The organism is Brevibacillus thermoruber 423 (genome assembly GCF_000454065.1).
In the GTDB taxonomy this organism is placed as follows: Bacteria; Bacillota; Bacilli; order Brevibacillales; family Brevibacillaceae; genus Brevibacillus; species Brevibacillus thermoruber.
This window is the reverse complement of the sequence record NZ_KE695651.1, coordinates 374,294-393,946: the sequence shown is the minus strand read 5'-3', so window position 1 is coordinate 393,946 and position 19,653 is coordinate 374,294. Positions and strand designations below refer to the sequence as shown.

Genomic DNA, 19,653 nt, shown 5'->3' with positions numbered 1-19,653 from the left:
TCAGAGCGGCTCCTCGTCCCGCCGGGCGTAGCGCTCCGGTTCGCGGCCGCGCAGCCGCGCCCGCTCCGCCGTCATCCCCGTGATCAATACCGGAATCCGCCGCAAATCGGCCGGCTCCGCCGCACCCAGCGCCGTCATCGCCACCCGCAGTTGATGATGCCAGGCGTCGACAGCAGCGAGGCACGCCTCCAGCGTCTCGTGTGTCACCAGGCGCAAGAGGGCGCCCGCCACGCCCACGGCGGAAGCGCCCAACGCCAGCGCCTTGGCCGCATCCAGCCCGTGCCGGATCCCGCCTGTTGCGATCAGACGGACGCCATCCAGGCGGCAGGCATCCGCTTCCAGCAAGCTCTCCGGCGTCGACAGCCCCCAGCTTTCAAACATCGGCAGCGGCGCTGGATGGCGCTGATTCTCCACTTTTGCAAAATTGGTGCCGCCCCTGCCGCCTACGTCGATGATCGAGACACCGGCGGAAGCCACCTGCTCGATCGAACGGCGGGACATGCCAAACCCCACTTCCTTGACGATCACCGGAACGCCGACCGCCTCGCGAATCGCCCGAATCCGTTCCAGATAGCCGGTAAAATCGCGGTCTCCCTCCGGCATCAGCAGTTCCTGCATGACGTTGAGATGAATCTGCAGGCCGTCGGCGCGAATCATCTCCACCGCGCGCTGCGCCTGTTCCACCGTCGCTTCCGCCCCCAGATTGGCAAACACGATGCCGTCCGGATTTTCCCGGCGCACCACCGCGTAGCTCTCCACCACGGCCGGATCGCGCAGCGCCGCCATTTGCGACCCCACGGCCATCGCCAGTCCCTTTTCCCGGGCGACGATCGCCAGCAGCCGGTTGATCTCGGTGGCGGCGGCCGCTCCCCCTGTCATCGCATTGATCAGGAAGGGGGACGAGAGGCGAAACGGCGGGAGGTCCGTCTCCAATTTCGTGTTACCATAAGATATATTCGGTAAACTGTTTGGCACAAACGACAGATCGTCCCAGGCGTTTCCCTTCGCGTCCGCCGTCGCCAACGCGTACTCGATGTGCTCCATTTTTCGCTTCGCTCGCTCCATGTCCGCCTCCCGTTCCACTGCTATCCCCGTCCGTCATGGGCAGCGCCCACGGCGGACCGGACCTGAAAAAAGGGATACGCCTGCGCGTATCCCCTCGGTTCTTACTTCAATTTTTCTTTCAGATCGCCGAACAGTTCGCCCAGCGTAACGCCCAGCGGCTGGTTGTTTTCCTGCTGGAACTGCTGCTGTTCCCGCTTGCTGGCGCGCTCCGCCTGCTCGGCGCGTTCCTCTTCGACGGCGCGAATGCTGAGGCTGACGCGCTGCTCGGAGGGAACGACATCCAGTACCTTCACCTGCACCTCTTGGCCTTCCTTCAGCACTTCACCCGGCGTTGCGACGCGGCGGTTGGCGATTTGCGAGATGTGCACCAGTCCCTCGACGCCCGGCGCGATCTCCACGAAAGCGCCAAAGGAGACGAGGCGTTTCACGGTACCGGTCACGACATCTCCCTGCTTGAACTGTTCGCCTACCTTTGCCCAGGGACCCGGCTGGGTTTCCTTGATGCTCAGGCTGATGCGCTCGTTTTCCTTGTCGACTTTCAGCACTTTCACCTGTACCTTGTCGCCTTCCTTCACCACGTCGGACGGTTTTTCCACGCGGTGCCAAGCCAGTTCGGACACGTGAACCAGTCCGTCTACCCCGCCGATGTCGACGAACACGCCGAAGTCGGTCATGCGCTGTACCGTTCCCTCCAGCACTTGGCCCGGCTGCAGGCGTTCCAGTACGGATTGTTTTTGCTGTTTCGCTTCTTCTTCCAGCACCGCTTTGTGGGACAGGATCACTTTGTTCTTGTCCTTGTCCATCTCCACCACTTTCAGCCGCAGCGTCTTCCCTTTGTAATCGGAGAAGTCTTCCACGAAGTAGCGTTCCACCATGGAGGCCGGAATGAAGCCGCGCACGCCTACGTCCACGACGAGACCGCCTTTGACCACTTCCTTGATTTCGGCTTCAATGATTTCGCCGGATTCCATTTTTTTCTCCAGGTCCGCCCACGCCGCTTCCATGGCGACGGCTTTCTTGGATACGACCAGCTCTTCTTTCTCGTCGTTCAGCTTCAGCACCTTTACGTCAAAGGTGTCGCCGACGGAGACCACGTCGGATACTTTCTCCACGTGCAGCGGAGAGAGCTCGCTGATCGGAATCAGGCCGTCGTATTTGTAGCCTACGTCTACCAAGGCCTGTTTGTCTTCCACCTTGGTGACGGTAGCCTTCACTACATCCCCTACGGAAATGGTTGTTGCATCCGTCAGGCTTACGTTGCTTTCTTCCATCATGAATAAAACCTCCTTAAATACCATCCAGTCCCATGCTGTCTAAAAAGAAGCGGGAGCAGTATATTTTTAACTACCGCCGGTAGGCTAGCAGTTAGTTGACAAGCCAAGAAGTTCCAGCAGAATTAGTATTCTACCCTTTGTTATTTCTATACCGCCTCACGATGAACGGTGCTGATCAAGCAGCGACTGAATGTGCGACATGATCAGGTCGGTCGTCTCCTTGAGGGTGTCGGACCCCGGTTTGGCTGTACGCTGGGCGGATAAGTCGATGGGCGCGCCGTACACGATCTTGACCGGGCGGAACCACCTGTACGGGCCGACAATCGCCACCGGTATCACCACGGCCTCCGATTTCAGGGCAAACATGGCCGCTCCGGGCATGCCCGGTCCCAGTTTCCCCGTTTTGCTGCGGGTCCCCTCCGGAAAAATTCCGAAGATTTTTCCATCTTCCAGCAACTTGAGGGCCGTGCGGATGGCGGCGCGGTCGCCAGCCCCCCGCTTGACGGGAAAAGCGCCGAACTTGGTGATGAAGTAGGAGAGGACCGGGATGCGGAACAGCTCCTCTTTCGCCATGAAGTGCACCGGCCGGTCGATTCCCGCACCCAAAAGGGGCGGGTCCCAGAGCGAGATGTGATTGGCGCAGAGAATAACAGGGCCTTCCTTAGGTATATGTTCCGCACCGATTACTTGCCAACGAAAGACGATGGAAAATATGGCGCGGAACAGGCCTCGGAAAAAACGATAAGTGCTCACTGTATCGACTCACCCGACCGTTCGCAAATTTTCAAGATTCGCTCCACGACCTGATCGATCGTCATCCCTGTCGTGTCCACCAGCACGGCGTCGTCCGCCTGGCGCAGGGGAGCCGCTTCCCGCTCCATGTCCCGTTTGTCCCGCTCGGCGATTTCCGCTTCCAGCGTGGCCAGATCGGTTTGGTGCCCCTTCGCCAGCAGTTCTTTCAACCGCCGCTCGGCACGCTCCCGGGTGGAAGCCGTCAAGAAGATTTTTACATCGGCATCCGGCAGCACGTGGGTACCGATGTCCCTGCCGTCCATGACGACGTTGCCGCCTGCTGCCATTTGACGCTGCAGCACCAGCATCTGCTCCCGCACGGACGGGTAGCTGGCGACGATGGACGCGTACTGGCTCACTTCGGGCGTGCGGATCTGATCGGTGATGTCCTGACCGTTCCAGAACACGCGCTGGCTGTCGCGTTCCCGTTCGAGCCGGATTTCGCTTTCCCGCAGCAGTCCGGACACCGCCGCTTCGTCGTCGATCGGGACGCGGTTGTTCAGCACCGCCCACGCCAGCGCCCTGTACATCGAGCCCGTGTCGATATACAGGTATGCCAGCCGTTTCGCCACCTGCTGGGCAACGGTGCTTTTGCCCGCCCCGGCCGGACCGTCGATTGCAATGTTCATTCTGTTCTCACCTGCTATGTATGAAAGTCCTGGAAGAAAAGAAGAAAAATAGAAACAAGAAAAGCTTCTGTCGAAGCCCCTTTCGCGTCGTCGCCACTCTCTATGTTATCTTTAATAGTACCATAGTATGGAAGCATGCGCAAACCTTTAGGGCTGTCCCGGCACACCTTCCAGCCGGTGGGTCTCCACGAAAAAGGCGCGAACCGGTTCAAGCTCGATCAGCAGCTCCCCGAACGTCAGCATGATGAAGCTGATGGCGATCAGCGCGATGATTCCCTTTTCCACCCGCCGGGAGAAACGGCGATAGCGCTCGTTGAAGTCGTTGGCCATCGGGGGTCATCCTTCCCTCGTTACCGTCAATCGAGTACACCCTTTTTCCGCAAATCAAGCTGCCGTTCGTAACAGGCGCGGACGATTTTGGCCCGGTCCGCTTCGCTGATCTGCACGAACTTCCCGGAGATCCACTGATGCAGCCCCTTTTCCTCCGCGGGATGGCAGCGGACGATTTCCACTTCGGCAAAGGCGTGCTGCACCTGTCCGGTTTTGCCGGGCAGGGACATCCACACCTGCAGCCGGTCTTTTTCCTGCAGCCGGTAGGATGCTGCGCACGTAAACGAGATGCCGCCCCCGCTCAGATCGATGGTCCGCGCGAGAAAATGGTAGCGCCGGATGGGGTCCGTCGTTTTGACGGCAATTTCCACCGCCGTGTTGATGCGCAGGTAATGGCGCCGCTGCGTTCGTTTGACCGCGTTTTTTTCCGGCAGCCTCATCAGCAGGACGGGAATGTTTTCGTTTTGCCTGCCGATTATGACAGTGCGGAACTCGTAACGGGTGCCGTCGTCCCCTATGTACCATACGTCGCATTCGGTCCCTGCAGGAAAGGGGCCGGTTCTGCCCGTCTTTTCACTGGTCGGAAGCTCGATGACGACGATTTGCTCCTTCAGATCGGCGACCCGGGTCTTGAACGTCTGGCCCTTTCGCTCTTCGGAAGCGTGGACGAGGCTCAGGCGGAGTGTTTGTCCAATTCGTGGCAGCATCATGTACGGAACGTTCCCCCTTTTCTCCTCTCCTTTTTATTATAACCTGTTTTCTTTGGAAACGGCAAATAGGGAAAGCCGGACGTCCCCGTCTTTCCCTATTCGGCGGCGAGGGGGAATTATCCCGCTTCCCCTTCCGCACCGGTGTCCATTTTTACGACTTCTTCCTCATCTCCGGTCAGGGCGTTGATGTAAACCGTGTAGGTGCTGTTGTCATACGTCCCGGTGAGTTCCCAGCACAGCACGTCCTTGCCGTCGTTTTTGCTCTCGATCAAGGCCAGGCGCTGTCTCGTCACCTTGACGCCGGGATTCACCTTGGCCCTCGCCTGCTCCTTGGTCACGCGCGGCTCAGGCAGCTTGCGTGGCTTGTGATTGAACAGGTACTCGGTCGCATTGAACGCGATCACGGTGCCGTTGTCCAGCGCCGTTTTGACCGTGACCGCATCGGGGTTGAGGCGCACCCCGTTTTGCTCCGGCACGAAGGTAAAGATGCCGAGCCTGTCATAGCTGTCGCTCTCCGCCACCACCATGTCGCCGAAGCCGTGGGCACGCAAAAACTTGCGCGCGCTTGCCTCCGCTTCGTCCAGGCCGATGCGTTCTTCGCCGACTTCCCGTTCGTTCATCAGCCAGGCGACCTTTCCGCCCCGCTTCGTCACATCCATGTTGATCGGGGCGCCCGCTTTCTTGGAGGTAATCCGGACACTGTAGGCGGAGTACCCTTCGGCCTTGCCGTTTTCGTCCACCTCGACCTTCGCTTCCGCGGGATTCAGTCCCGTAAAGGCCAGCGCGATCCGCTTCGCCTCTTCCTTGTCAATCGGCTTGCCGTCGATCCCTTTGATCCGCTGCTGCTTTTTTGTTTCCAGGCTTCGAATACCGACGCCCCAGTCGATCTCGGGGTTCTCTGACATGTTTTTTTCAATCGTGCGGAACCCGTCGATAATCGTATTGTCCGACTTTTTGTCGTCCGAAGCCAGCGCCGTCTCCACGTCCATCCACCGCAGCTGTTTGGTAAACACATTGGCCTGCACGTGGCGAAGCTGGTTTTGGATGTTTTTGGAGTGTTTGTGCAGGTCTTTCAGCGTCTGGTACTCCTTCTTTGTCAGCGGCTCCTTTTCCAGATCTCGCACCGCCACCCTGTACGAAAAGTCGGCGACGCGGGACAAAAACGCTTCCGTGTTGTTGAACGGCATCAAGGTCAGCGGCAGTTGGCCGACGTCGGACTGGGCGGCGTTGGCCAGCCGCCAGACGTTGGTGAGGCAGGGGGTCATCTGCCTGCGGGTGTTGATCACCAGCGATTTGCCCAGTTCGTCATGCAGGTTGTCGATGTGGTAGTTCAGCTCGTGAAAGGCACGCTGATACTGGTTTTCCGCCTTGATCAAAATCGAGTTCTTCTCGTTGTGCTCCTGATAGCCCCACACCCCGGCGCCGACGAGCGCAACCAGGGCGACGGGAAAGAGGACGCGCGCCACTGTTCCGTATACCATTTTTCATCCAATCCTCCCTTCACCAATTCCAGCCGCTCTGCTGGCGGCAAAAGCTGTGCCTGTCAATCCGTTTGACCTGCGGCCCGCTTCCCCCTTCGCTAACGGGGCGCTTTCCGCTTCAGTCCCGCCGGCCTTTCGGAGAAAACCGGCCCCTGCCGCCAGCGCAGGCCCTGTCGCAATCAGCTTCGTTCGCACGGTTTGCATCCCCCTTGGCACGTAATGAAATCTTTGCATAGTGTTAGTGGAGCGAGGGTGGATTATGCATTTCCGTACGGAAAGTTGAAGCGTGTGGAGACAGTAAAAAAGAACCGGCGTTTGCCGGTCCCCGTTGCTTGCGGCAGGGCTTCACCCCGCCGTCGTTCCATATGTTCGCCCCCGCCCGGCGCCGAGGCAAAGGGGGCGCCGATTCAGGGTTCTTCCTGAATGCTGAAATGCTTGTCGTTGTCGCACAGGCACTGCTTGAAGCCGGTGTCCACACCGCCGCTGGGGTCTTTACGGCCGCGAAGGGTGAAGGTTTCTCCGCATACGTTGCAGCGTATCGTCACTTTTGCTCGTCGGCTTTTTGGCACGATGACTCTCCTCCTCACGTCCTAGTGTGGACGGGAGGTGAGCGTTTTAGAACCGAAATCGTGGGCGCGCTGCACTTTTTTCAGGCCCTGCCACCACAGGACCGCCATGAACGGAACGATGAGCAACAGCCAGTGCTGGGTGGCGAGAAAAATGGCGTTGTAGACTGCGTGAAGCCCGATCGGCAGTCCCACCGAGATCCACAGGTACCTGACTTCTTTGCCCGCCTGGCCGGAAAATTTCGCCCGGCCGAGATAGTACCCCATCCAGACGGCGAAGAGCGCGTGGCTCGACACGGGCAAAAGCGCGCGCCACAACGCGATGTCCACCCCGTTGATGACGAGGTAGAACAGGTTTTCCAGCGTGGCGAAGCCCAGCGAGACCGCCACTGCGTATACGATGCCGTCGTACGGCTCGTCAAACTCCACATGCTTGTATGCGGTAAAATAGACGACCATCCATTTGAAAAACTCTTCCACCACCGCGGACTGCACCACGCCGGCGACGAATTCGCTCCGCCAGTTCCACTCCGTCTGCATGATGTATTGCAGGACCATCACCGGGAACACGAGCAGAACGCCAAAAATAAATGTCCGGATGACCATCGAGACGGGCTCCGGCTGAAGATTGTCGCGCAGGTAAAAATAACTTAAAATGGCAATACCGGGGGCAATGGCCGCTCCGATGACAGCAATCATCTGCGTATTGCTCCTTTACACAAGACTAACACTCATCGTACCATGAATACTGCTTGATTGAAAACCCGCTACAGGAGAGACGGCACCATGAAAAAGATTCTTGTGATCAATACAGGCGGCACCATCGCCATGTCCGTCGACGCGTCCGAGCGCGTCAAGCCGCTGGACGATCAGGCCGTGGAGAGAATTCTGCCCTTTTTGCAGCGGTATGCAGACGTGACGATGGTCAACTTTTTGAATTTGCCAAGTCCCCACATCACGCCCGCCGTAATGAACCAACTGCGTCTCTTTATCGAACAGGAGCTGAACCAACACGGCTACGACGGCGTGGTCGTGACGCACGGTACCGACACCTTGGAAGAAACGGCCTACTTCCTCGACATCACCCTGCCGGTGACGGTACCCGTCGTGGTGACCGGCGCCATGCGAAGCAGCAACGAGCTGGGCGCAGACGGCCCGGTCAACCTGATTTCCTCCGTGCGTGTGGCGGCTGATCCGCAAAGCCGCGACAAGGGCGTTCTGGTCGTATTTAACGACGAAATCCATGCCGCCCGCCACGTGACCAAAACGCATACCAGCAACGTGGCCACGTTCCAGTCGCCGGCGTACGGCCCGATCGGCACCATCTCCAAAAAAAGCGTCAACTACCACCATGCTCCCCTGGTTCGCGAGCACTATGCGATCGAGCATGCCGATGCCAACGTGCCGCTGATCAAAGCGGTCGCCGGGATGGACCCGAACTGGCTGGGCTTTCTTTTGGAGCAGCCGGTGGACGGCCTGGTGGTGGAGGCGTTCGGCCTGGGCAACCTGCCCCCGGCCGTCGTGCCGGTGCTGCGCCAGCTCCTGGACAAAGGCGTGCCGATCGTCCTGGTGTCCCGCTGTTACAACGGCCAGGTGCAGGACGTGTACGACTACGAGGGAGGCGGCCGCCAACTGAAAGAGCTGGGCATCGTCTTTTCCAACGGCCTGAACGGCCAGAAAGCCCGCATCAAGCTGATGGTGGTGCTGCAGCAGACGCGCGATTTCGGCGAACTGCAGCGCTTGTTCGAGCAGTAAACAGCAACTTCCGAAGGCGGTCACCGTTAAAAACGGCACTGCAAGAAAAAACCTCCTTGGTCTGACCAAGGAGGTTTTGTTCATGTCAAATGCGTTTGAACAAGGATTGCCTTACACCCAGCCGCGGAAGCGGGACGCTTCGGCCATCTTGCGCACGCCCACCATGTAGGCGGCCAGGCGCATGTCGACGCGGCGCGTTTGGGCCAGCGAGTACACGTTCTCGAACGCTTTTACCATCACTTTTTCCAGTTTCTCCTGCACTTCTTCTTCGGACCAGTAGTAGCCCTGGTTGTTCTGTACCCACTCGAAGTAGGAGACGGTTACACCACCGGCGCTTGCCAGTACGTCGGGTACCAGCAGGATGCCGCGTTCGGTGAGGATTTTGGTCGCTTCAAGCGTGGTCGGGCCGTTGGCTGCCTCCACCACGATTTTGGCTTTGATGTTGTGAGCGTTGGCGGCAGTGATCTGGTTTTCGATCGCAGCCGGAACGAGAATGTCGCAATCCAGCTCAAGCAGTTCTTTATTGGTAATCGTATTGGTAAACAACTTGGTAACCGTACCGAACGAATCGCGGCGGTCCAGCAGGTAATCGATGTCCAACCCGTTCGGATCGTACAGGGCACCGTAAGCGTCGGAGATGCCGACTACTTTCGCACCCGCATCGTGCATGAACTTGGACAGGTAGCTGCCGGCGTTGCCGAAGCCCTGCACGACCACGCGCGCCCCTTTCAAGTCGATGCCGCGGCGTTTGGCCGCTTCGCGGATGCAGATGGTTACACCTTTGGCCGTCGCCGTTTCGCGTCCGTGCGAACCGCCCAGCGCGATCGGCTTGCCCGTGATGAATCCAGGCGAGTCGAACTCGCGGATGCGGCTGTACTCGTCCATCATCCAGGCCATGATTTGAGAGTTGGTGAAGACGTCTGGTGCCGGAATATCTTTCGTCGGTCCCACGATTTGGCTGACCGCACGAACGTAACCGCGGCTGAGGCGCTCCAGCTCGCGGAAAGACATTTCACGAGGATCGCAGATGATTCCGCCTTTCCCGCCGCCGTACGGCAGGTCGACGATGCCGGCTTTCAAACTCATCCAAATAGAAAGCGCTTTAACTTCATCCTCTGTAACGTCCGGGTGGAAACGGATGCCCCCCTTGGTCGGTCCAACTGCGTCGTTGTGCTGGGCACGATAGCCTGTGAACACCTTTACCTCCCCGTTATCCATGCGGACCGGGATGCGTACGGTCAGGACGCGCAGCGGCTCCTTCAGGAGTTCATACATCGATTCCTGGTAACCTAGTTTCTCCAGTGCTTCCTTGATCACCGTCTGGGTAGATTGCAGCAAGTTCATGCTCTCCTGCTTTTGTTCTTTCCCTTGGGTGTTTTCGGTTACCATTTCTTGATTACCCATTACATATTCACCTCAAAATAGTTGTCGGTAAACCCATCGTTTAGTATACACGCTTGTATCAGGGATGAGAAGATGAAAATTCCCATTTGTCTCCGAAAAGGCGTTACAGGCGTTCCTCCTGTCGCGGCGAGGCCCGCATCGTTCCCCGCCAAGAGGCGCATCATATGCGGAGCAGTACGGTTAGCGTGCCCGAAACGAAAGGATATTACCCTGCCGTACACCCGCGCGCATGTCAAATCGTCTGGGTTGTGCGATAATAGACGGCAGAGCAGCACGCTGACAGACGGAGGGGTTGTTATGGAACAAAAACATGTCCTGTTTGTGTTTGCCCATCCGGATGATGAGACGTTCACGTCCGGAGTGACGATTTGCAGGTACGCGCAGCAGCCGGACACAACCATTTCCCTGGTGTGCGCCACCCGCGGAGAGGCAGGCAAGGCGGGAGATCCGCCGCTGTGCACACCTGCCGAACTGCCGCTCTACAGGGAGCGGGAACTGCGTGAGGCGTCGGCGATCCTGGGCATCGACAACCTGCTTTTCCTGGACTACGCCGACAAGCGGCTTTCCTCCGTGCCGACAGACGAACTGATCGGCCGCATCCAGGCCGCCATCGCCACCTATCAGCCGCAGGTCGTGGTGACGTTCGCGCCGCACGGCATCTCCGGCCATCCGGACCACCAGGCCATTTCCGAAGCGACGACGCGGGCCGTCAAGCAGCTTCCCCCCGGCTCTTCGGTGCGCAAGCTGTACCATGTGACGCACGCGTCGGGCGAACACGTCGGTATGTTCGCGCCTCCCTACATGGATCCGTACGAAGCGATCACGACGGAAATCAGCGCGCCGGAGTACGCCCCGCAGGTGGCCCGGGCGCTTGCGGCTCACCGGACCCAGCACATGTCCGTGGAGCGTGTCTTCCCGGGCGTGCTGGCCGGCCGCCTCAAGAACGTCCGCACCGTGAATCACTTCATTCTCGTCTGGCACAACCTCAAGGGGTACGCGCCCGACAGCGCGGGTAAGGAGAGCGACCTGTTCGCCGGGCTGTAAACACAGCAAAAGCACCTAGCAGCAGCTAGGTGCTGTTTTATTGTACAGGAATTGTCTGCAAGACATGTTACCGAAAATGTCTGCAAATCTCCTTGACAGCGTCGTCAGCAACGACAACCTTGCCGTATTCCTCCAGGACGTAAACGGTAGTCGGCGTCGCTTCTCCGTATTCAGAGAGGATCGCAATCAGCTTCTGGTACCGCTCCTGATCCAAATCGAGCTCCTCCAGAACAAGGTAGTATTTGCCCTGGTAAAAATAAGCGGCTCCTCCGTTGGTCAGCATAGAGTTTATGCGATGAGCTGCTTCAACCAGATGCTCAAAGTCGCGGAAGGAATAGATCACGAGTTCACTCTCTTCCAGAGTGACCTCCAGTTCATATACATCATCATCCTCGTACTCTTCCTCTTCCTTTTCCACCTTTGAGCCTGTTTTGCCGCGCGTTACGATTACGACCATTCCCTGTGCTGGCAAGGCAAACACTTCAACGGCGACAGGCCCGGACACTTCAAAGCCCAGCTCGTGGTAGGCCTGTTCCATCATGTCGTTGAACAGTTCATGTACCTTCGGAATGTCACGCCACATGTCTTCTTTTTCAATTCCTCGCTCCGACAGATCGTCAAACGTTAGGAAGATCCGTATCTTGTCTTGACCAAGGCGTTCAACACGCATGACTGTCCCTCCTCGCCATCCAGTCGTACTACAAAGTATGAACCAGAGCCTGTAAGAGTTCTCCGCATTTTCCGACGAATACCCCACGGCCATCCACCATTTTTCACATCGTCGCGAAAAAGCGGGACTGGCTCTATCATAACATATTTGCGAGCAAGAATATAGCGCTCGGGTCCATCCGCGTGTGCGGAAGGAGGAGCGCTTGGAAATCCTGTCGACCGGACGCGCCGGAACAGCCGATTGTGTAAAGGTCTGTCAGATTCTGCGCTTTCCCGGGAAAGCCTCCGGCAGGGAGGGCTGCTGCGTGCTTTTCGTCAACTCGATAATTTCCGTCTGCAGCGCCCGCCTGCGCAGCATGCGAACCAGCAGGCACAAGAGCGCGGCTCCGCCGAAAACGGCCGTCGGCATCGGCATTTTGACGTACTGAATGTACGCGAGGAAACCAGCGTAAACGCACAACACGGCGTTCAAGCAGCCCCCGCCGGAAAACCCTCGCCGGATGGCTTCGGCCGCATGGGCGCGGATCAGTCCGCCCAACGCGATCGACCCCAGCACAAACAACATCGCCGCCAATGCCAATTCGACCGGTTTGAACAGCAAGAAGGCAATCCAGTCCCCCTGTCGATCGAGGTGGAGCGGCGTGGAGGGAAACAGCCTGAACGCGCCGTTTCCGCACCACCATGCCAGCAGGCCCAGCAGCAAATCTCTTATGTAGGCGGTCATCTCGCATTTGTCCCTCCGCACTGCCCTGATTCTATCAAAGCATACGGACGACCGCGTTTGCTTGTGCCTGATCACGAAAAAGAAAAAAGCGATCCGTCCCGTGAAATGCTATTCGCCGTTTTCCTGCAGGCGGTTGTGGATCCAGATCGCGGCCTGCGCCCCATCTCCCATCGCGATCGCCACCTGCTGGGAATGGGGAATAACGTCGCCCACGGCCCAGATGTTCCGGTGGTCGGTTTCCTTGGTACGTGGATCGACCAGGACGTGCCCCTTTTCGTTGAAGCGGACCGAAAACGGACGCAGCAGGTCGGTATTGACGCGCGCGCCGGGAAAAGCGAGAAAGGCCCGGCAGACGGACAGCGTGTCGCCGCCGGACAAGACCAGGCCGGTAAGCATTCCGTTTTGGTGGTCAAACCGCTCCACCCGTTCGTTGAGCACGTCGAGCGACAGCGATTGGAATGTCTCGCCCTCCTGCGGCCCGATCGGCGATCCGGCGTGGTTTATCACCGTCAGGCGGTCGGTGTAGTAACGGAGCTGGACGGCCATGTCCGCCGCTTGAGGAACGGCTCCGATGACCGCCGTCGCCTGGCCGACCGTCTCGTACCCGTCGCAGTCGGGGCAGATGAAGACCGATTTTCCGAGGCACGCGCCGATTCCCGGAATGTCCGGGAACGGGTCGCTGATCCCGGCCGCCAGCACCACCGTACGCCCCTGGAGATGGGAACCGGCAACACGGAGCCGGGCGGAAAAGAGTCCGTCGCGTTCGGAGAGCTCCGACACTTCGTCGGAAAACAGTTGAACACCCAGACGGACAGCATGTGTTCGTCCGGCCTCGCGCAGCGCTTTACCGCTGACGCCGTCGGGAAACCCGAGGATGTTGCGGTACGCCTTGGCCGCAGTTGACCTGCCTCCGTTGGCGTCCACCACGGCGACTTTTCGCAGGCATCGGGAAAGCTGAATCGCCGTCTGCAAGCCGGCAATTCCTCCGCCAATGATAATCGAGTCAAAGACCATGCCATCGCCCCCTGCCGCCTGTCCGTTTTCCTTTAGCTTGTCCGTTTGACTGCCGGCTCATCACGGCGACAGGGGTATGGTCAATACGTCTCCCGCTTTCAACTGGGCCTCCGGGCTGAGCCCGTTGTACCCCGCGATCCGGGTGACCCCTCCGTTGTTTCCGTAATAGAGGCGGGACAGCTTGTACAGCGTGTCCCCCTTTTGCACGACGTGGCGCTTTACCTTGGGCGCCGGCTTGGCGGCCGGGACCGCGCCGGAAGAAGAAGTCGGCTGAGAGGAGGCGGGGGTGGTGGCGCCGTTTGTGTTTCCTGCGGCCGGCTTCGGATTCATCGCACCGCCTGCAGTCGGATTTTGCGGCGGCACGTTCGGACGCGGCGCTGCCCCTGCGGTCGGCTTCTCTGCCGCCGCGCCCGCGACTGCCTTCGCTCCCGTGCTCGACGATCCATCAGGAAGCGAACCGCTGCTCGCGATTTTCGTGGTGGCCGCTGCCCGTTGTCCCTCTCCGCCGCCGACAGCGGTAGAGCCGGCGGGCGGAGTAGGCGGAGCCGCCGAACCGTCCGCATGGGCGAAATCAGACGCCTGCCCGTCTGCGGCTCGCTCTTCCTGCGCTGTCTCGTTCTTGCCGAGGGGGGCCGTCACCGACTGTGTTTGGTGGGCCTGGTACAGTTCCACGACGACCAGTGTGAGAAACAGTGTGCCGAAAACGGCCAGGCCGGAGCCGAGAACGGTTTTGTACGACAGCCGCGCCCGTTTGTGGCGCAGCCGCCGCGGCGGCAGTTCGTGCACTGACACTTCCGCCCGCACCCGGACCGTCTCCGGCTTCCGTTTGCTTCTCCCCTTTGTCACTCCTGATTCCTCCTCTCGCTTGCGAATCCGTATTGAATGTAGAGAGCCAGCAGCAAATCGATCACCATGTGGGCCAGCATCGGCGTGACGAGCTGCCCGCCGGTTTCAAACAGCCAGCCCAGGAGCCAGCTTGTGCAAAAGACGCTGACGGCAAGCAGCGGCTTCTGCAGGTACCGGACGTGGACCAGGGTAAACACCAGACTTGTCCATCCATTGCCGATGAGCGGAAGCAGCACGCCGCGAAACAGCCATTCTTCCCCGATCCCGATCGCCGCGCACAGCAAGGCGGTGGTCCCAAAGGGAAGGCCGAGGAAAATCCGCTCGTTGATGTCGCCGTCATCCTGCCAGCGGCGCGGCAGATAACGGTCCATCAGGATGCTGGCCAGGACAACGGCGAGCGCGACGGCTCCTGCACGCGTCAGATCCGGCAGGGACGGCAGCGCAAACAGCGACAGGGTCCCTTCCCATCCGTGCACCAATCCGCTGCCGATTGCGGCCACCGCCAGCACGATGAACTGGGTCAGCCACAGGTTGAGCCTCAGAGCGGCCGGATCGAGTTCTTCCCATCGACGCTTCACGGCCCCTTCCCTCCCTTACGATTCGGCAGCAGCCGTGCCAACGCCTCCCGCAAATTCCAGATCGTGTCCCTCTGGGACGGAGGAGCCGCGGGTGTATCCTCCAGATAGGGGGACCGTTCCAGGCCGCAGCGGGAGCAGCATGCCAGGGAATAGGATTGATCCTCCTCGCCAAAGTACCGGTTCAGCTCGCGGCGCAAACAGCCGCTTCCCTCCAGCCAGCGCAGCATGTCCGACAGCTTCTGCCGCTTTTGCCGCCTGGTCCGTTCCGTGGCCTGCCAAATCCGCTGCACCTGGAGCGCTTCGCCGTCCGGCGGCGCATCGGCCAGGACGTAGCGGTACTGTTCGCGCGTGACGGCCACTTCCTTCAAGAGGCCGCTCTGTTCCGCGTAAAAGAACAGCAGGCGGGCCATGTCCTCGCCGATCTCCGCTGCGGCGAGCATCTCTACAGGCAGCGAACCGTCCCCGTTCAGCAGGCGAAGAAAGCGGGCCACCTCTTCTTCGGTCGGGTACTCGTTTTCCAGCATGTGCGCGTGGATGTGGAGATCCTCCGCCACATAATACAGCGCAGCATAACCGGGGGCCCCGTCCCTGCCGACCCGTCCGATTTCCTGGGCGTAGGCTTCCAGGCTGGCGGGAAAGTGGTAGTGGATCACGTAGCGGATATCGGCCTTGTCGATTCCCATGCCAAACGCGTTGGTCGCCACGATCACATCCAGTTCGCCGCGCAAAAACTGCGTCTGAACCAGCATCCGTTCCATGCTGTTCATGCCGCCGTGATACGCGTGCACCCGTTTTTTTCCGTCCAACTGGTAAGCGGCGGCGAGCGCCTCCACAGCCTGCCGCGTGCTGCAGTAGACGATGCCCGGCCCGCGCAGGCTGTCCATCGCGGCCATCACCTGCGCCCGGCGCTCGGCTTCGCTGTCGGCGGCGATCACGTCGATCGCAATATTGGCCCGGTTGAGCGGAAGCGCCACGACGTCCTCCGGTTCAATCTTCAGGAGGCGGCATATCTCCTCTCGCACCGCTGTTGTGGCGGTGGCGGTTACGGCCAGTACCGGCGGACGGCCGAGCTTCTCAATCACGTCAGGCAGTCGCAGATAGTCGGTGCGGAAATCATGCCCCCACTGGGAGATGCAGTGGGCTTCGTCGATGGCGACCAGCGAGACACCTGCGCGGCGCAGCGTCTCCTGCACGGCCGACTGCTGCAGCTTTTCCGGAGACACGTAGAGCAGTTTGCAGGCGCCGCTGCCGATGTCCCGCATGATTTGCCGGGCATCTGCCGGGTCCAGGGTGCTGTTCAGGTAGGCGGCGGGAATTTTCCGGCTGGCGCGAAGCTGCTGAACCTGGTCCACCATCAAGGAAATCAGCGGAGAGACCACGACGACCACTCCCGGCAAGAGGAGCGCGGGCAGTTGGTAGGTCAGCGACTTTCCGCCGCCCGTCGCCAAGAGGCCGAGGACGTTTTTTCCCTGCAGCAGGCGGGAAATAATCTCCCGCTGGCCGGGCCGAAACGCGTCGTAGCCAAAGTGGCGGCGCAGCGCTTCGGTCAGCATATCCCCGTTTGCCACGTCGTTTTCCCTCCTTTCCGCCGCGCCAGCGCCAGGCGGATTTGCAGATAGGAGACGTCGGGCCCCAGATGGTCCTTCACGACGCGCAGCCGGCTCGTGCCCAACTGCTCACAGGCCTGGACGATCCTCTCTGCCAACGCGGGCGGCAGAAAACGCGAGCAGTCCCACTCGGGGCAGCGCAGGGCGATTTCCGCCAGGTGATCCTCCACCGTGCTGGGTTTGATCCTTCGCCTGCGGGCAATCTCCTCGACCGAGAATCCTTGTCTCAGGAGCGCGTACGTCTGCTCGGCGCTTTCGCTCAGCCGCCGTTCCCTTCCGCCGGACGGACCGGCAAGCTCGGCCAGCAGCGGAAACCGTCCGCTATCACTTCGCAGCGCTTCCATGGCCCGCGCCAGCCCGTAACGAAACTGAAGCTGTATGTACGAAGGGGCTTCCCGCCTGTGCAGCGCCAGTTGGGTCAAGGTTTGCCCGGACTGGGCGGCACCGGAAAAGCGGGCGATGACCACTTCCTGGACAGAGGCGGGAAGCGGCTCCAGCAGGCGGTACAGTTCGTCGGCCAGATGTTCCTGCCAGCGTTCCCGCTGCTCCGGTCTTGCCAGACGCTGCTTCACCCACTGCTGCACCTGCTTGTCCTGTACGACGGGCTGAAAGGACAGGTCGTTTGCCAGCAGGTGGGAGACGGTCTGGACGAGCAGGTGCAGACGGCGCCAAAACAGGTCCAGCGGTTCAGCCGCCTCGGTCCCGGCAAACGGCTGGAACCAGAATCCCAACCGGTACTTCTCCCGTCCGGCTGCGGCGTACGTCTCCCCCGCTTCCGTCAGGCCAAAGGACGGCTTGCGTCCTTCCCCCGGAGCGGGCAGCAGGCGGATCAAGCCCTGCTGAAGCAGAGCGGCAACAATTTTATCCCAATCCTCTTTCAAAAGGCGGGGAATCATCCGATAATACGGATAAAGGGCGAACAAATGCACATCCTGCAGCGTCTGGTTGGTCTTGCGGCCGCGCAGGATGTAGTACAGCGCTTGGATGGTCCGTTCTCCTGCCAGCGGACGCAATCCGTTGAGCGTGACAGACTGCATGAAATCATGCTCCAGTTCGGCTATGGTTGGACTGCTCATGGGTACTCGTTTTTTCACTCCCCAAACACACACTTACTATCGTACAAAGGATACTGGAGGATTGTATGAACAAGCGATTGACCAAGTCTGAATTTCTGGTTGCGTACATGATCATCATAACACTTGCCTGCTTTGTTGGCGGATTTTTTTTCGGCGCCCGGTACATGAAAGCAGCGATTGAGGAACAGCAGGCCGCGGCTGCGGAGGCGCAGAAACAGGCGCAGGAGCAGGAGAAGATGCTGCGGGAACAAAAGCTGTACAGCGAGCAGGACTTTATCCGTTTTCATTACGCCGTATACGCACCGCTGCTGGAGCTGAAGCAGGCCCACTTTGACAAGATGGCGGACTGGAGCCGCATGGACAAACAGCAGCGGACCGATTCGCTGAACCAGTTGGCGGAGACGGCCAAAGAGACGATCAAGCAGTTGGAGAAACCGGTGCCGCTCGCTACCGCCCCCCTGTTGATCCAGTCCCAGAGCATCTTCCGGGACGGCGTCCGGGCTTATTTGGATAGTATGGAGCAGTTGCTTTCCGATCAGAATAGTAATGCCCTCGGGCCCGACGAGATCGCTTCCCGCCTCACCTTGTCCCAAAACAGTTGGCTGAAGGGACAGGAGCTGGTCTACCAGGCGCTGGCCGCGTGGGAGTCGTCGTATGTCACCAAACAGCCGATGCCGAAAGCGCCGCCGATGACGGTCAGCATCGCCCAGTGGAAGCAGTACCCGTTCCACTACCGCACGTACCTGGCCGCAGCCGCGCTGACCCATCATCAAAAATGGACGGCGTACAATCCGGAAGATCTGACGGCCCGGCTGGACATGCTGGTGTCGTCGAATGAGTGGCAGAGCCTCGGAATTCGTGACGTGGATGCGGCCATCCGGCTGTTGACCGCCACCGGCGCGGTGCACGGCGGCGATTTCAAGCAGCTTCAGATCAAACTGTACCCGGCTGTGAAGACGCCGGAACTTCCCATATTTCGATAGGCGTCTATTTTTAGATGCGATTCATTCTTGAAATCTTTTCATACAACGAATAAAATGAGTTATGACAGTGGACGTACCATCTGGTATGGGAGGTGAAACCACGATGACCACATGGGTAGACAAAGAAACCTGTATTGCTTGCGGTGCTTGTGGCGCAACTGCTCCGGACGTCTTCGATTACGACGACGAGGGCCTGGCTTTCAACAAGCTGGATGACAACACAAACACCGCCGAAATCCCGGACATCCTGCAGGACGACGTACGCGACGCCGCAGAAGGATGCCCGACCGATTCCATTAAAGTGGAAGAGTAATTTCCCACAAACAAAAAAACCGCTCATGCCTCTCGAGACATGGGGGGTTTTTTCATTTCTTTCTTTTGCTGCCGGTTCCTGCTATAATGTGGGCAGTCCGTACATATTTATCTTTTTATGAGGAGGAGCATTGATGTCTTTCGAAAACAAAGTCGTTGACGCGTTTATCGAAATTCCCGCGGGCAGCCAAAACAAATACGAGTATGACAAGGAAGCCGGCGTCTTCCGCCTGGACCGCGTCCTCTACTCTCCGATGCACTATCCGACCGAATACGGGTACCTGGACAAAACGCTGGCGCTGGACGGCGATCCGCTGGATATCCTCGTGCTCACCACGTTCCCGACCTTCCCGGGTTGCGTGATCAAGTCCCGCGTGATCGGCGTGCTGATCATGTCCGACGACAAGGGGCAGGACGAAAAACTGCTGGCCGTTCCGGTGGACGATCCGCGCTTCGACCACGTGAAATCCCTGGACGACGTGCCGCCCCATGTGCTGAAGGAAATCTCCCATTTCTTCGAGCGCTACAAAGACCTGGAGAACAAAACCACCAAGATCGAGGGCTGGGAAGGTCCCGAAAAGGCGGCAGCCCTGATCGACGAGTGCCTGGCCCGCTACGCCGCCAACAACTGATCGCGTTGGGCCGATCCACGTTGAGCCCTGTGTCTCTTGCGGAGACGCAGGGCTTTTGCTTACGTTCGGTTCCACCAGGAACATGCGGAAAAATCCGAACGATCCAGCTCCCAAATTCCCATTTTTTATGAAACCAATATAAGAACGTTCGGTTTTTACTCT

General features: G+C 59.3%; 22 protein-coding genes. 5 read left to right on the top strand and 17 right to left on the bottom strand.

Annotation, left to right across the window (positions count from 1 at the left end):
* From fni to prsW, 9 genes are all read right to left on the bottom strand, one after another.
* Window positions 1-1,065 carry a type 2 isopentenyl-diphosphate Delta-isomerase gene (gene fni, locus M516_RS0113375; RefSeq protein ID WP_029099581.1) on the bottom strand — a complete coding sequence of 355 codons (1,065 nt, stop codon included), beginning with the start codon at window positions 1,063-1,065 and terminating at the stop codon, window positions 1-3.
* A gap of 101 nt (window positions 1,066-1,166) precedes the next feature.
* Complete coding sequence (gene rpsA / locus M516_RS0113370) at window positions 1,167-2,339, bottom strand: 30S ribosomal protein S1 (protein WP_029099580.1); 1,173 nt, start codon at window positions 2,337-2,339, stop codon at window positions 1,167-1,169.
* 156 nt (window positions 2,340-2,495) lie between these two features.
* A complete protein-coding gene (locus tag M516_RS0113365) occupies window positions 2,496-3,092 on the bottom strand; it encodes a lysophospholipid acyltransferase family protein (RefSeq protein WP_029099579.1) in 597 nt (198 codons plus the stop codon).
* Window positions 3,089-3,760 carry a (d)CMP kinase gene (cmk, locus tag M516_RS0113360; RefSeq protein WP_029099578.1) on the bottom strand — a complete coding sequence of 224 codons (672 nt, stop codon included), beginning with the start codon at window positions 3,758-3,760 and terminating at the stop codon, window positions 3,089-3,091. The genes M516_RS0113365 and cmk overlap by 4 nt, the downstream gene beginning before the upstream one ends.
* Window positions 3,761-3,907: 147 nt before the next feature.
* Entirely contained in the window at window positions 3,908-4,090 is a 183-nt protein-coding gene (locus M516_RS0113355; protein ID WP_029099577.1) for a hypothetical protein, read from the bottom strand.
* A gap of 26 nt (window positions 4,091-4,116) precedes the next feature.
* Window positions 4,117-4,800, bottom strand: coding sequence for a flagellar brake protein (locus M516_RS0113350; protein WP_029099576.1), 684 nt, complete (start codon window positions 4,798-4,800; stop codon window positions 4,117-4,119).
* A 116-nt stretch (window positions 4,801-4,916) separates the two neighbouring features.
* Window positions 4,917-6,281, bottom strand: coding sequence for a germination protein YpeB (ypeB, locus tag M516_RS0113345; RefSeq protein WP_029099575.1), 1,365 nt, complete (start codon window positions 6,279-6,281; stop codon window positions 4,917-4,919).
* Between the two features lie 407 nt (window positions 6,282-6,688).
* Window positions 6,689-6,850, bottom strand: coding sequence for a hypothetical protein (locus M516_RS25615; RefSeq protein WP_162836728.1), 162 nt, complete (start codon window positions 6,848-6,850; stop codon window positions 6,689-6,691).
* Window positions 6,851-6,871: 21 nt separating this feature from the next.
* On the bottom strand, window positions 6,872-7,546 hold the full coding sequence (gene prsW / locus M516_RS0113330) for a glutamic-type intramembrane protease PrsW (protein ID WP_029099573.1): 675 nt from the start codon (window positions 7,544-7,546) through the stop codon (window positions 6,872-6,874).
* An 87-nt stretch (window positions 7,547-7,633) separates the two neighbouring features.
* Between prsW and M516_RS0113325 the strand changes: the two genes are divergently transcribed.
* The gene (locus tag M516_RS0113325; protein ID WP_029099572.1) at window positions 7,634-8,602 is read left to right on the top strand and encodes an asparaginase; all 969 of its coding nucleotides are present in this window, start codon (window positions 7,634-7,636) and stop codon (window positions 8,600-8,602) included.
* 111 nt (window positions 8,603-8,713) lie between these two features.
* On the opposite strand, the gene M516_RS0113320 is transcribed toward M516_RS0113325, so the two are convergent.
* Window positions 8,714-9,991, bottom strand: a complete 1,278-nt coding sequence (locus tag M516_RS0113320) for a Glu/Leu/Phe/Val family dehydrogenase (RefSeq protein WP_029099571.1) — start codon at window positions 9,989-9,991, stop codon at window positions 8,714-8,716.
* A gap of 312 nt (window positions 9,992-10,303) precedes the next feature.
* On the opposite strand from M516_RS0113320, the gene M516_RS0113310 reads away from it, so the two are divergent.
* Window positions 10,304-11,050 carry a PIG-L deacetylase family protein gene (locus M516_RS0113310; RefSeq protein WP_029099570.1) on the top strand — a complete coding sequence of 249 codons (747 nt, stop codon included), beginning with the start codon at window positions 10,304-10,306 and terminating at the stop codon, window positions 11,048-11,050.
* A 67-nt stretch (window positions 11,051-11,117) separates the two neighbouring features.
* Here the strand turns inward: M516_RS0113310 and M516_RS0113305 are convergent, their stop codons facing one another.
* From M516_RS0113305 to M516_RS0113275, 7 genes are all read right to left on the bottom strand, one after another.
* The gene (locus tag M516_RS0113305; protein ID WP_029099569.1) at window positions 11,118-11,720 is read right to left on the bottom strand and encodes a genetic competence negative regulator; all 603 of its coding nucleotides are present in this window, start codon (window positions 11,718-11,720) and stop codon (window positions 11,118-11,120) included.
* 255 nt (window positions 11,721-11,975) lie between these two features.
* Entirely contained in the window at window positions 11,976-12,443 is a 468-nt protein-coding gene (locus M516_RS0113300) for a hypothetical protein (RefSeq protein ID WP_029099568.1), read from the bottom strand.
* 108 nt (window positions 12,444-12,551) lie between these two features.
* The gene (locus M516_RS0113295) at window positions 12,552-13,457 is read right to left on the bottom strand and encodes an NAD(P)/FAD-dependent oxidoreductase (RefSeq protein WP_029099567.1); all 906 of its coding nucleotides are present in this window, start codon (window positions 13,455-13,457) and stop codon (window positions 12,552-12,554) included.
* A gap of 60 nt (window positions 13,458-13,517) precedes the next feature.
* The gene (locus M516_RS0113290; protein ID WP_029099566.1) at window positions 13,518-14,303 is read right to left on the bottom strand and encodes a LysM peptidoglycan-binding domain-containing protein; all 786 of its coding nucleotides are present in this window, start codon (window positions 14,301-14,303) and stop codon (window positions 13,518-13,520) included.
* Entirely contained in the window at window positions 14,300-14,881 is a 582-nt protein-coding gene (locus M516_RS0113285; RefSeq protein WP_029099565.1) for a CPBP family intramembrane glutamic endopeptidase, read from the bottom strand. Before M516_RS0113285 ends, M516_RS0113290 begins: the two co-directional genes overlap by 4 nt.
* Complete coding sequence (locus M516_RS0113280) at window positions 14,878-16,449, bottom strand: RecQ family ATP-dependent DNA helicase (RefSeq protein WP_029099564.1); 1,572 nt, start codon at window positions 16,447-16,449, stop codon at window positions 14,878-14,880. The genes M516_RS0113285 and M516_RS0113280 overlap by 4 nt, the downstream gene beginning before the upstream one ends.
* On the bottom strand, window positions 16,428-17,564 hold the full coding sequence (locus M516_RS0113275) for a YpbB family protein (protein ID WP_029099563.1): 1,137 nt from the start codon (window positions 17,562-17,564) through the stop codon (window positions 16,428-16,430). Before M516_RS0113275 ends, M516_RS0113280 begins: the two co-directional genes overlap by 22 nt.
* A 65-nt stretch (window positions 17,565-17,629) precedes the next feature.
* On the opposite strand from M516_RS0113275, the gene M516_RS0113270 reads away from it, so the two are divergent.
* From M516_RS0113270 to M516_RS0113260, 3 genes are all read left to right on the top strand, one after another.
* Window positions 17,630-18,547, top strand: a complete 918-nt coding sequence (locus M516_RS0113270; RefSeq protein WP_029099562.1) for a hypothetical protein — start codon at window positions 17,630-17,632, stop codon at window positions 18,545-18,547.
* Between the two features lie 103 nt (window positions 18,548-18,650).
* Window positions 18,651-18,860, top strand: coding sequence for a ferredoxin (locus M516_RS0113265; RefSeq protein WP_029099561.1), 210 nt, complete (start codon window positions 18,651-18,653; stop codon window positions 18,858-18,860).
* Window positions 18,861-18,993: 133 nt separating this feature from the next.
* Window positions 18,994-19,491, top strand: a complete 498-nt coding sequence (locus M516_RS0113260) for an inorganic diphosphatase (protein WP_029099560.1) — start codon at window positions 18,994-18,996, stop codon at window positions 19,489-19,491.
* The last annotated feature ends 162 nt before the right edge of the window (window positions 19,492-19,653 follow it).

Bases quoted from the DNA above. Each gene is read 5' to 3' on its own strand.
- fni (WP_029099581.1), bottom strand. From the start codon at position 1,065: ATGGAGCGAGCGAAGCGAAAAATGGAGCACATCGAGTACGCGTTGGCG.
- rpsA (WP_029099580.1), bottom strand. From the start codon at position 2,339: ATGATGGAAGAAAGCAACGTAAGCCTGACGGATGCAACAACCATTTCC.
- cmk (WP_029099578.1), bottom strand. From the start codon at position 3,760: ATGAACATTGCAATCGACGGTCCGGCCGGGGCGGGCAAAAGCACCGTT.
- M516_RS0113355 (WP_029099577.1), bottom strand. From the start codon at position 4,090: ATGGCCAACGACTTCAACGAGCGCTATCGCCGTTTCTCCCGGCGGGTG.
- M516_RS0113350 (WP_029099576.1), bottom strand. From the start codon at position 4,800: ATGATGCTGCCACGAATTGGACAAACACTCCGCCTGAGCCTCGTCCAC.
- ypeB (WP_029099575.1), bottom strand. From the start codon at position 6,281: ATGGTATACGGAACAGTGGCGCGCGTCCTCTTTCCCGTCGCCCTGGTT.
- prsW (WP_029099573.1), bottom strand. From the start codon at position 7,546: ATGATTGCTGTCATCGGAGCGGCCATTGCCCCCGGTATTGCCATTTTA.
- M516_RS0113325 (WP_029099572.1), top strand. From the start codon at position 7,634: ATGAAAAAGATTCTTGTGATCAATACAGGCGGCACCATCGCCATGTCC.
- M516_RS0113320 (WP_029099571.1), bottom strand. From the start codon at position 9,991: ATGGTAACCGAAAACACCCAAGGGAAAGAACAAAAGCAGGAGAGCATG.
- M516_RS0113310 (WP_029099570.1), top strand. From the start codon at position 10,304: ATGGAACAAAAACATGTCCTGTTTGTGTTTGCCCATCCGGATGATGAG.
- M516_RS0113305 (WP_029099569.1), bottom strand. From the start codon at position 11,720: ATGCGTGTTGAACGCCTTGGTCAAGACAAGATACGGATCTTCCTAACG.
- M516_RS0113300 (WP_029099568.1), bottom strand. From the start codon at position 12,443: ATGACCGCCTACATAAGAGATTTGCTGCTGGGCCTGCTGGCATGGTGG.
- M516_RS0113295 (WP_029099567.1), bottom strand. From the start codon at position 13,457: ATGGTCTTTGACTCGATTATCATTGGCGGAGGAATTGCCGGCTTGCAG.
- M516_RS0113275 (WP_029099563.1), bottom strand. From the start codon at position 17,564: ATGAGCAGTCCAACCATAGCCGAACTGGAGCATGATTTCATGCAGTCT.
- M516_RS0113270 (WP_029099562.1), top strand. From the start codon at position 17,630: ATGAACAAGCGATTGACCAAGTCTGAATTTCTGGTTGCGTACATGATC.
- M516_RS0113265 (WP_029099561.1), top strand. From the start codon at position 18,651: ATGACCACATGGGTAGACAAAGAAACCTGTATTGCTTGCGGTGCTTGT.
- M516_RS0113260 (WP_029099560.1), top strand. From the start codon at position 18,994: ATGTCTTTCGAAAACAAAGTCGTTGACGCGTTTATCGAAATTCCCGCG.